This is a genomic window from Rahnella sp. RFA10(1/100), from assembly GCF_004195115.1.
Classification (GTDB): domain Bacteria; phylum Pseudomonadota; class Gammaproteobacteria; order Enterobacterales; family Enterobacteriaceae; genus Rahnella; species Rahnella perminowiae.
This window is the reverse complement of the sequence record NZ_SEWR01000002.1, coordinates 436033-447314: the sequence shown is the minus strand read 5'-3', so window position 1 is coordinate 447314 and position 11282 is coordinate 436033. Positions and strand designations below refer to the sequence as shown.

The window sequence follows — 11282 nt, the reverse complement described above, 5'->3', positions numbered from 1 at the left end:
TAATTCTGCGCAAAATAATACCCGCCTGTCTTTTTCACGGTAAAAATAGGACACTTATTTTTATAAGTTAAAGGAAAGTAAAATTTATAAAATAAAAATAATGATATTTATTAACACTGAATTCATTATATTAACTCAAAATTGAAAATAAATTCTGGCCGCATCAACTTTATTTGCAAAAATTAAAATCTTTTTACCGATTATTTTTCAAAAGGTTACCTCTTAAACTACCCCTTTAGTCGTTCATTACAAACCACCAAAAACCCCCTCGTATGATCCACATCAATTTTTACGTTATACTGCTTTGCTAGTATCTCGTTGCGCAGTGCATAGCCCTGAATAAGAGAGTTAATGTGAAAGCTGACAACCCCTTCGATCTCATTTTACCCGCCGCTACAGCGAAAGTTGCTGAAGATGCTGGCGTTTATAAAGCCACCAAACAGCCGTTAAAAACATTCTTTTTAGCCATTACTGCTGGCGTCTTTATTTCTATAGCCTTTGCTTTTTATATCACCGCCACAACTGGCACCGGTACCGTTCCTTATGGTCTTGCAAAACTGGTCGGGGGCATCTGCTTCTCTCTGGGTTTGATGCTGGTGGTCGTATGCGGCGCGGACCTGTTCACGTCCACTGTACTTATCGTCATAGCGAAAGCCAGCGGTCGTATCACCTGGGGGCAATTGGCGCGTAACTGGGTCAACGTCTATGTGGGTAACCTGGTCGGCTGCTTATTCTTTGTCGCGCTGATTTGGTTCTCCGGCGAATACATGGTTGATAACGGTTTGTGGGGACTGAACGTTCTGCAAACTGCTGATCATAAAATGCATCACACATTTATCGAAGCCGTATGTCTGGGGATCCTTGCTAACCTGATGGTTTGCCTGGCGGTATGGATGAGTTACTCCGGCCGCAGTCTGATGGATAAAATGTTCGCAATGATTTTACCGGTCGGCATGTTCGTCGCCAGCGGTTTTGAACATAGCATTGCTAACATGTTCATGATCCCTTTAGGCATTGTAGTGAAAAATTTTGCGACACCAGAATTCTGGCAGGCTGTCGGGACCACACCGGCACAATTTGCAGAACTGAATATCACTAACTTTATCATCGACAACCTCATCCCTGTGACTATCGGTAACATCCTCGGAGGGGGTTTGCTGGTAGGGTTAACGTACTGGGTCATATATCTTCGCGATGAGAAACACCACTGAACCAATGTGGCAGTCTTGTTACGACAGTTTTACACGTGATTTTTAAAAAAATCCAAATTAGAAGGTAGGTGCAAAATGTCCAAGCTCAATGAAAAATTGACCAACGCATGGCAGGGTTTTAGTGCTGGTGAATGGCAGAATGGCGTAAATGTCCGTGACTTCATTCAGAAGAACTACACACCGTATGAAGGTGATGAGTCCTTCCTGGCTGGCGCTACCCAAGCGACAACCACCCTGTGGGATAAAGTAATGGATGGCATCAAACTGGAGAACCGCACTAAAGCTCCAGTAGATTTCGATACCGACGTTGCCTCTACCATCACTTCTCACGATGCCGGCTACATCAACAAATCATTGGAAACAATCGTTGGCCTGCAAACTGACGCGCCATTGAAACGTGCCCTGATCCCATTCGGCGGCATCAAAATGGTGGAAGGTTCATGTAAAGTTTATGGTCGTGAACTGGATCCAGCACTGAAAAAAGTCTTCACTGATTACCGCAAAACCCACAACCAGGGCGTTTTCGATGTTTACACTAAAGACATCCTGAACTGCCGCAAATCAGGTGTTCTGACCGGTCTGCCAGATGCCTACGGTCGTGGCCGTATCATCGGTGACTACCGTCGTGTTGCATTGTACGGTATCGACTTCCTGATGGCCGACAAATATGCACAGTTCCAGTCTCTGCAAAGTGATCTGGAAAATGGCGTAAACCTGGAAATGACCATCCAGCTGCGTGAAGAAATCTCTGAACAACACCGTGCTCTGGGCCAGATTAAAGAAATGGCTGCTAAATACGGTTGTGACATTTCTGGTCCTGCGACCAACGCACAAGAAGCTGTACAGTGGACTTACTTCGGCTACCTGGCTGCAGTTAAATCTCAGAATGGCGCTGCAATGTCCTTTGGCCGCGTATCTACTTTCCTTGACGTGTTCATCGAACGTGATATCAAAGCAGGCAAACTGACTGAAGAACAAGCTCAGGAACTGATTGACCATCTGGTAATGAAACTGCGTATGGTTCGTTTCCTGCGTACCCCTGAGTATGATGAACTGTTCTCCGGTGACCCAATCTGGGCAACTGAATCTCTGGCAGGTATGGGCGTTGACGGCCGTACTCTGGTGACCAAAAGCAGCTTCCGCTTCCTGAATACCCTGTACACTATGGGGCCTTCACCAGAGCCGAACATGACCATTCTGTGGTCTGAAAAACTGCCAATGAACTTCAAAAAGTACGCAGCGAAAGTGTCTATCGATACCTCATCTGTACAGTATGAGAACGATGACCTGATGCGTCCTGACTTCAACAACGATGACTATGCCATCGCTTGTTGTGTGAGCCCGATGGTTGTGGGTAAACAAATGCAGTTCTTCGGCGCTCGTGCAAACCTGGCGAAAACCATGTTGTACGCAATCAACGGCGGCGTTGATGAAAAAATGAAAATCCAGGTGGGTCCTAAAGAAGCACCAATGATGGATGAAGTCCTGACCTTCGATAAAGTCATGGACCGCATGGATCACTTCATGGACTGGTTGGCTAAACAGTACGTGACTGCGCTGAACATCATTCACTACATGCATGACAAATACAGCTACGAAGCATCGCTGATGGCTCTGCATGACCGTGACGTTTATCGCACCATGGCGTGTGGTATCGCAGGTCTGTCAGTTGCTGCTGACTCCCTGTCCGCTATCAAATACGCAAAAGTTAGCACTATCCGTGATGAAGACGGCCTGGCGATAGACTTCAAGATTGAAGGCGAATACCCGCAGTTCGGTAATAACGATTCTCGCGTAGATGACATCGCCTGCGACCTGGTAGAACGTTTCATGAAGAAAATTCAGAAACTGCGTACCTACCGTGGCGCTGTAGCCACTCAGTCCGTTCTGACCATCACCTCTAACGTGGTTTATGGTAAGAAAACAGGTAACACTCCGGACGGTCGTCGTGCTGGTGCTCCATTCGGCCCTGGCGCTAACCCAATGCACGGTCGTGACCAGAAAGGTGCGGTTGCCTCTCTGACTTCCGTTGCTAAACTGCCGTTTGCTTACGCGAAAGATGGTATTTCTTATACCTTCTCTATCGTTCCAAACGCGCTGGGTAAAGACGATGATGTACGTAAAGCAAACCTCGCGGGTCTGATGGATGGTTACTTCCACCACGAAGCGTCCATTGAAGGTGGTCAACACCTGAACGTGAACGTGATGAACCGTGAAATGCTGTTAGATGCGATGGAACATCCTGAAAACTATCCTCAGTTGACCATCCGTGTTTCCGGTTATGCGGTACGTTTCAACTCACTGACTAAAGAACAGCAACAAGACGTTATTACCCGTACTTTCACCAAGTCTCTGTAATAACTCAGCCTTGTAATCTGGTCTGATAAAAAGGCTCCACTATGTGGAGCCTTTGTTTCATCTCTCCCTGCCCTGCACTGTCTGCACGACAGTCTGTTTTGCCAGAGCGCTATACGTTGTGGACTTCTGGCAAAGCAGTATCGCCATTGCTGACAATCAACCTTAATGATTGTCTGGTATCATAAACCTGTTGTTTCCAGTTTATCTCTGCCAGGCCAGCATCCGCACACGTAGACTGCTATTCATTGGTCAATATGGAGAATAACCCGCAATGTCAGTTCAAGGTCGCATCCACTCATATGAATCCTGTGGCACCGTTGACGGCCCAGGTATCCGTTTCATTGTTTTTTTCCAGGGTTGCCTGATGCGTTGCATGTATTGCCATAACCGCGATACCTGGGACACACATGGCGGGAAAGAGATCAATGTCGATGACTTGATGAAAGAAGTCGTCACATATCGTCATTTTATGAATGCTTCCGGTGGCGGCGTAACAGCCTCCGGTGGCGAGGCCATACTGCAGGCTGAATTTGTGCGTGACTGGTTCCGCGCCTGCCAGAAAGAAGGGATTAATACCTGTCTGGATACCAACGGTTTTGTTCGTCGTTATGATCCGGTGATCGACGAATTACTGGATGTGTCTGATCTTGTCATGCTTGATCTAAAACAGATGAACGACGATATTCACCAGAATCTGGTAGGTGTCTCCAATCACCGCACCCTGGACTTCGCCCGCTACCTGGCTAAACGTAATCAGCGAACCTGGATCCGTTATGTCGTCGTGCCGGGCTGGTCTGATGATGATGACTCCGCGCATAAACTGGGTGAGTTCACCAAAGATATGACCAATATCGAGAAGATTGAACTGTTGCCATATCACGAGTTGGGTAAACACAAATGGACGGCAATGGGTGAGAAATACGGTCTGGATGGCGTAAATCCGCCGACCAAAGAGATCATGGAAAGAGTGAAAAACATTCTGGCCAGCTACGGGCATAAAGTGATTTATTAAACACCGATATCCTGCCCATTAAAAAGACGCCATCTGGCGTCTTTTTCGCTTTATGAGACTAAGATTCTCAATGAAACCATACCCAAAATAATTGGAGTTGCAACAAGGCGACGAGTGACGAGATCCCGATGAGTTGACATAAGTCAGTGATTCGGGTCCCGGAGCGTAGCTAATGCAGTTGTAGCTTCAAGTATGAAGGGTATCAGGCGGCAGCAACCGGGTTATGCGTATGATCCGCTTTGCGCATCAGCATCGCCAGATAGACCAGCGAGACCACCGCAATCATCACGAACAGCAGGCGGTCTGAATAACTTTGCATCAGTATCGCAGTCATCGTTGGTCCTGCCAGGCTGCCGATGGTGTAGCTCATCAGTAATGCCTGATTCATCGCCACCAGTTCCTCTGCATTTACTTTTTCACAAGCCCAGGACATGGCAACCGGATACAACGTAAAACCAGCACATCCCAGAATGAATAGCGTCGGTGCCATCGCATAACCACTGAGCATCGCAATGCTACCGAAAATAACGGCGAAGATTTGAATACGCAGTACCATAAGGCGTCCGTAGCGATCGGCCAGTCGTCCCACCGGCCACTGCCCGACAATTCCGGCACTGACCAGCAATGCCATCCAGTAACCCACATCCGCATCACTCATTCCCTGATGCGTCAGGAACAGCGGCATCAGGCCGTAGAGAGAGCCCAGAACGATGCCGGAAATAATACAACCGTTAATTCCCAGGCGGGCATTTCTGCGTCTGAACATCGGCATTACGGCATAACGCGGTTGCTCACTGTCCTGGTTTTCAATATGCGTCAACAGCAACGGCAGCATCGCAATGACAATCAGCGCCGTCACCCAAGGCAACACGCTTAAAATTGCTGTGGGCACTGTGCCCACCAGGAGCTGCCCAACCACTGTGCCGATGTAATACATGATCATATACGCCGCCAGCAACTGGCCGCGATTTTTGACAGTTCCGCTGCGTAGCAACGCACTTTCCACCACAACCCAGATCAACGCACAACCGATCCCTGCAACAAAACGCGCCGTTATCCAGCTCCAGAAACTCATTGAGAGCGCCAGACCAGCCGTCGCAACAGCAAACAAAATGCAGGAGAGGTAATAACTGCGGTTAAAACCCATACGTTTAATCAGCCCGCCCGCGAGCAAAGTACCCAACAGGTTACCGGTAAAATAAGATGAACTAACCAGCCCGACCTGCCAGGTCGGAAGTTGCTCATGACTGAGCCACAAGGGGACCAGCGTGTTTAAAACAGCGATAGAAATCGTCAACAGCAGGAGTCCGCACAGGAGCAGAGAAACAGGACGGGAATAGGCGGACATAGGATGGTGATGACCACAAAGAGGAAGAAATTGCGCGCATCATGCCACCGGCGGTTTAAAAGTCAATCCGGCAAAAACCAGCCTGAGCACAAACGGAAGAGTGATGATTGAAATCGTTAATCAAGTCCCGGGATTAAGAATCATGATGCTTTAATGACAATGCAATATCACCATGATAACAAACGAGTTTACATTTACCACACCCGTTACATTTCTTGTCATCAACCACAGGTTGATTTTGTTGATTAAAAAATATTGCCGTGCGGGGACACGCAATTTCGCACATCCTGCACATATCATCTAACCGCCCCAGGCACTGAGCCGAAATTACCGGACGCAGACCGATATCCATCGGGACACGTTCATCCAGCGCGCCGCTTTCGCAAGCCTGCGTGCAGGCCCCGCAAAAATCACATTCGGCATAATCGATAGCCAGCGAGGCCACCCTTTCCTGAACGCTTATAATGCCGACCGGACATGCCTGTACGCAGTGCCCGCATCCATCACATTGCTGCAGAAACGCCGGTTCGGCAACGGCCTGAGGCGGACGGGCAACTGTGCGCACCGGCAACTTTGCTGAAGGGGGTTGTGCTTGTTTAATGGCCTGCTTACCCGTTGACAGCAGGCCGCGAAATAATCCACGGCGGCTGACAGTTCTGCTGCTCATCCAGGCCCGGTAAAAGCCAGCATCACGTGGATCGCTCATCAGAAATACAAATCCGCGGCTTTTACTTCCAGACCCTGCAGCTGTTTCCAGCCACAGAGCGTGGATTCAGCCAGTATGGCCACACCCACGTAAAACGGATGTTCGGCTTTCTGCCGCAACAATTCCAGATAACGACCTGCCCAAGGCAGCAAATGCATTGTTAAAAATTCATTCAACAATGCCGGAGAGTTTTCAGCCAGCCAGGCAGACATCATCAATAGCAAACCAATGTGATCCTCTGGTTCTGCCTGGGTCAGGTGCGGTTCGATGCCGTTTTCGCGCATCCACTGCCGAAGCACCAGTGTGGAATCGCCAAACACGACGGATTCTTTGTCCAGATAGACCGAGCCCCACGGCGGCGCAGGGAGCGCGTAAGGGCCTACAAACAGGCGCTGATAGGCGTCCCCGAGACTTTCCTTCGCCAGATCAATCTGGCTGAAATATTCAGTGACCTGCGCTTTGGCATCTTCACTGGCACAGTGCCACAAGGGTGCCCATTCGCTGTTTTCCAGTAATGCAATTAAAGGCTGAACTTCTCGGGAATCTGGCGGATAAAATAAGACGGCGCCTAAAATTTTACCGGTTAAACTGATTGATTCTGCTGACATAATTCACTCTGATTAGAGAGAACACGCCACCACAAGCGACGCGTTCTCTGATAAATCGGACTACTGATCATTAGCCGCTGACGGCCATTCCCACGGTCATATGCAAACCATAGAAAATGGCGCGACCAATCAGCTCACCGGCAAATACCAGCACGAACGCCAGAATCATTGATGCCAGTGCCGGACGCTTGCGCATAATCAGCGGGCAGAACCAACAGCCGAGACCGAGAATTACCAGCACCAGCCGCCAGACTGACAGCGAACCGTATTGCGGGATCAGGGCAGAAGCAGCCTGAACAGAACTGCTGATGCCTGCCAGACTTGCGCTTTGCAGCATGACAACTGCCATACTCACGACCAGCGCAGCAAGACTGATAACCGGCAACAGGCGCAGCCCGCAACCATTGATATTCGCACCACGAAGCAGCAGAGAACCCAGAACCGGACCACCGATCAGCACCGTCAGCCCGAAATGGAAGAAGGTATACGCATTATCCCAGGTCGGCACGGTCTCAATTTCATAAACGCGGCACATCGCGTAAACAAAACCGATACCCGCCAGCATGGTGACGATCAACCAGATTTTACCCAGTGCGCGCGGCATCTTGTTGAGCATCGCCAGCAGCCAGTAAATCCCGCCTAAGGCAAAGAAGAATGATCCGCTACCGATTTCATTGCTCAGCGGCGACGCACCCAGCCGGTTCAGCGAGTTAAATGCACGCAGGGGTGACCCCAGATGCAGAACCGAAGCGATAAAAGCGATCGCCATCAGCGCCCACAGGAAGAACATTGAAAGATGTATCCGACGGGTCTCTTCTTTACTGCGTTGAGTGAGAAGCGCAATAGCCAGCACGATAAACGCACCAACCACACATTGCCCCAGGACCGTAAAGACCATTAAAGGCCATTCATGCCATCCGTTTCCCATCTCAAACCTCCTTCGGGTTAGCCAGATAACCCGTTGTATCGCCTACAGGACGGCAATTCGCATTGGGTTTGATGACGATATTTGGGTGAGTGAAATGTGAAGCCGGCAAGGGGGCCACTTCAGCCAGATCACCGTATTTCGCACGCAGTTCTTCAATTGGCGCCATATCCAGCGCACGCAGCGGGCAGGACTCCACACAAATCGGTTTCTTGCCTTCCGCAATGCGCTCATAGCAGCCGTCGCATTTGGTCATGTGACCTTTGGCTTCGTTGTACTGTGGCGCACCGTAGGGACATGCCATGTGACAGTAACGGCAACCGATGCAAACGTCTTCGTTCACCACCACAAACCCATCTTCACGCTTATGCATCGCGCCACTCGGACACACTTTGGTACAGGCAGGATCCGCACAGTGGTTGCAGGAAATCGACAGATAATACGCAAAGACATTCTGATGCCAGCCGTCGCCGTCCTTCTGCCAGTCGCCACCGGCATATTCATAAACGCGGCGGAAGCTGACGTCCGGCGTTAAGTTTTTGAAATCTTTACAGGCCAGTTCGCAGGTTTTGCATCCTGTGCAGCGGCTTGAGTCAATATAAAAGCCATATTGAGTTGTCATGTTTTACTCCGTTAAACCTTAGCCACTTGCACAAGGTTGGTATGAGAGGGGTTACCTTTCGCCAGCGGTGAAGGTCTTTGAGAAGTCAGTACGTTGATGCTGCCCGCACGGTCAATTTTTTTGCTGTCAGGGGAATACCACGCTCCTTCACCGAGCGCCACAACGCCTGGCATCATGCGCGGGGTCACTTTGGCGGCGATCTGCACTTCACCACGGTCGTTGAAAATACGGATCATGTCGCCGTTGGTGATGCCACGCTGCGCAGCATCCATCGGGTTGATCCACATTTCCTGCCGGCAGGCCGCTTTAAGCACGTCGACGTTACCGTAGGTGGAATGCGCACGCCCTTTGAAATGGAAGCCTGTCAGTTGCAACGGGAAGCGGCTCGCAATCGGGTCATCGTAATTTTCAAATCCGGCGGCATAAACAGGCAACGGATCAATGACATCATCTTTTTCCAGTTGCCATTTCGCGGCGATCTCAGCCAGTGGGGCGGAATAGATCTCAATTTTTCCCGAAGCTGTTTCCAGAGGATTAGCCTCAGGATCCTCACGGAATGCCTTATAGGCAACATGATGTCCTTCCGGGTCACGCTTTTTGAAAATTCCCTGCTGGCGGAAAGTGTCAAAATCGGGAAGTTCAGGAATAGCCTTCACAGATTGTTGATACAAATGGCGCATCCATTCTTCCTGATTGCGCCCTTCAGTAAACTTCTGTTCAACCCCCATGCGTTTAGCCAGTTCTGTAGTCATCTCATAGATGGTTTTGCATTCAAAGCGCGGTTTAATAGCCTGGTCGGCGAAAATTACATAAGCCATGTTGCCGCACTCAGCATCCAGGCAGAAATCCATCTGTTCGGAAGCCGTACAATCAGGCAGGAGGATATCGGCATATTTTGCCGAAGAGGTCATATGGTTATCTATGACGACAATCATCTCGCACTGCTTATCATCCTGAAGAATGTCATGAGTGCGATTGATTTGAGAGTGCTGATTGATCAAGCTATTACCGGCATAATTCCAGATAAACTTGATAGGAACATCCAGCTTATCCTTACCCCGAATACCGTCTCGCACCGCCGTCAGTTCGGGTCCACGCTTGATCGCATCCGTCCAAAGGAAAAACGGAATGCTTGTAGTCACCGGATTATCGAACGTCGGCATACGTACAAATGGCAGACTGTAAGAACCCGAATTTGCGCCTGAGTTACCGCCGTTAATGCCCACATTTCCTGAAAGGAGCGCTAACATAGCAATCGCACGGGTTGCAATTTCGCCGTTTGAGTGGCGTTGAGGCCCCCAGCCCTGCGCAATAAATGCTGGTTTTGCCTGCCCTATTTCGCGGGCAAGTTTGATAATTTTATCCACAGCAATGCCGGTGATTTTTGACGCCCATGCAGGCGTTTTGGCGACACCGTCCTCGCTACCGCCCAGAATGTACGCTTTGTAATGCCCATTGGCGGGTGCGCCTGCGGGCAAAGTTTTCTCGTCGTAACCAACGCAATATTTGTCCAGGAACGGCTGATCGACCAGATTTTCAGTAATCATCACATACGCTAACGCCGCGGCGAGTGCGCCGTCAGTCCCCGGACGAATCGGTATCCATTCATCTTCACGACCGGCCCCAGTGTCGGTATAACGGGGATCAATAATGATCATGCGCGCATTAGATTTCAGTCGCGCCTGCTCAAGATAGTACGTCACCCCTCCGCCGCTAAGACGGGTCTCACCAGGGTTATTACCGAAGAAAACCACCAGCTTGCTGTTTTCGATATCTGACGGGCTGTTACCATCCGCCCAGCCACCGTAGGTATAGTTGAGACCCGCAGCAATCTGTGCAGAACTATAATCACCATAATGATTGAGATAACCACCGCAGCAGTTCATGAGGCGGGCAATCAACGTTTTTCCCGGTGGCCATGAACGGGTCATCGTGCCGCCTAATGTACCGGTACCGTAGTTAAGATAAACCGCTTCATTGCCAAAGCGTTGAATAACATCTTTCAGGCTACCCGAAATCATGTCTAAGGCTTCATCCCAGCTGATACGCTTAAATTTACCTTCGCCGCGCTTACCTACACGTTTCATTGGGTACTTGAGACGATCAGGATTGTAGACCCGCCGCCGCATAGAGCGGCCGCGCAGACAAGCCCTGACCTGGTGCAATCCTTCGTAATTGTCATCACCCGTGTTATCCGTTTCGACATAACGGATCACCCCATCGACAACATGCATTCTCAGCGGGCAACGGCTCTCACAATTGACGGTGCATGCACTCCAGACAATTTTCTCATCTGCGGTTTTAACCGAATCCTGACGTGTTTCAGCACGTATTGATTTAAATGGCAGTGATATGCCCCCGACGGCAGCTGCCATACCGGCGAGCGTAGTTCCCTTAACCAGATCACGGCGGCTGATCCCTCCGCCTGAACCCGTTTTCTTGCTGTTTGAATCCGACATTGCTTACTCCGTTGCGCCCTTATCTTAAGGACG

Annotated in this window: 9 protein-coding genes; 3 read left to right on the top strand and 6 right to left on the bottom strand. The window is 49.8% G+C overall.

All coding sequences use genetic code 11. The features are described from left to right. The first annotated feature begins 353 nt into the window (after positions 1–353). The 3 genes from focA to pflA all read left to right on the top strand — a co-directional run bounded on the left by focA (position 354) and on the right by pflA (position 4581). Positions 354–1211 (top strand): formate transporter FocA, encoded by an 858-nt coding sequence (gene focA / locus ETV65_RS08690; protein WP_129952486.1) that lies wholly within the window; start codon positions 354–356, stop codon positions 1209–1211. 75 nt (positions 1212–1286) lie between these two features. After that, positions 1287–3569, top strand: coding sequence for a formate C-acetyltransferase (pflB, locus tag ETV65_RS08685; protein WP_129952485.1), 2283 nt, complete (start codon positions 1287–1289; stop codon positions 3567–3569). Between the two features lie 271 nt (positions 3570–3840). Continuing rightward, a complete protein-coding gene (gene pflA, locus ETV65_RS08680; RefSeq protein ID WP_015689580.1) occupies positions 3841–4581 on the top strand; it encodes a pyruvate formate lyase 1-activating protein in 741 nt (246 codons plus the stop codon). Between the two features lie 202 nt (positions 4582–4783). On the opposite strand, the gene ETV65_RS08675 is transcribed toward pflA, so the two are convergent. From ETV65_RS08675 to dmsA, 6 genes are all read right to left on the bottom strand, one after another. Then, a complete protein-coding gene (locus ETV65_RS08675) occupies positions 4784–5929 on the bottom strand; it encodes an MFS transporter (protein WP_129952484.1) in 1146 nt (381 codons plus the stop codon). A 133-nt stretch (positions 5930–6062) separates the two neighbouring features. Further along, positions 6063–6635 carry a ferredoxin-type protein NapF gene (napF, locus tag ETV65_RS08670; protein ID WP_129952483.1) on the bottom strand — a complete coding sequence of 191 codons (573 nt, stop codon included), beginning with the start codon at positions 6633–6635 and terminating at the stop codon, positions 6063–6065. Next, positions 6635–7243 (bottom strand): Tat proofreading chaperone DmsD, encoded by a 609-nt coding sequence (dmsD, locus tag ETV65_RS08665; RefSeq protein ID WP_129952482.1) that lies wholly within the window; start codon positions 7241–7243, stop codon positions 6635–6637. Before dmsD ends, napF begins: the two co-directional genes overlap by 1 nt. A gap of 70 nt (positions 7244–7313) precedes the next feature. Continuing rightward, positions 7314–8171, bottom strand: a complete 858-nt coding sequence (locus tag ETV65_RS08660) for a dimethyl sulfoxide reductase anchor subunit family protein (protein ID WP_129952481.1) — start codon at positions 8169–8171, stop codon at positions 7314–7316. Between the two features lies 1 nt (position 8172). Continuing rightward, complete coding sequence (locus tag ETV65_RS08655) at positions 8173–8790, bottom strand: DMSO/selenate family reductase complex B subunit (protein ID WP_129952480.1); 618 nt, start codon at positions 8788–8790, stop codon at positions 8173–8175. An 11-nt stretch (positions 8791–8801) separates the two neighbouring features. Continuing rightward, positions 8802–11249: a dimethylsulfoxide reductase subunit A gene (gene dmsA / locus ETV65_RS08650; protein WP_129952479.1), complete on the bottom strand. Its 2448-nt coding sequence runs from the start codon at positions 11247–11249 to the stop codon at positions 8802–8804. Positions 11250–11282: the final 33 nt, after the last annotated feature.

Excerpts from the sequence above, each read along its gene's own strand:
- pflB (WP_129952485.1), top strand. The coding sequence starts at position 1,287 with ATGTCCAAGCTCAATGAAAAATTGACCAACGCATGGCAGGGTTTTAGT.
- pflA (WP_015689580.1), top strand. The coding sequence starts at position 3,841 with ATGTCAGTTCAAGGTCGCATCCACTCATATGAATCCTGTGGCACCGTT.
- ETV65_RS08675 (WP_129952484.1), bottom strand. The coding sequence starts at position 5,929 with ATGTCCGCCTATTCCCGTCCTGTTTCTCTGCTCCTGTGCGGACTCCTG.
- napF (WP_129952483.1), bottom strand. The coding sequence starts at position 6,635 with ATGAGCGATCCACGTGATGCTGGCTTTTACCGGGCCTGGATGAGCAGC.
- dmsD (WP_129952482.1), bottom strand. The coding sequence starts at position 7,243 with ATGTCAGCAGAATCAATCAGTTTAACCGGTAAAATTTTAGGCGCCGTC.
- ETV65_RS08660 (WP_129952481.1), bottom strand. The coding sequence starts at position 8,171 with ATGGGAAACGGATGGCATGAATGGCCTTTAATGGTCTTTACGGTCCTG.
- ETV65_RS08655 (WP_129952480.1), bottom strand. The coding sequence starts at position 8,790 with ATGACAACTCAATATGGCTTTTATATTGACTCAAGCCGCTGCACAGGA.
- dmsA (WP_129952479.1), bottom strand. The coding sequence starts at position 11,249 with ATGTCGGATTCAAACAGCAAGAAAACGGGTTCAGGCGGAGGGATCAGC.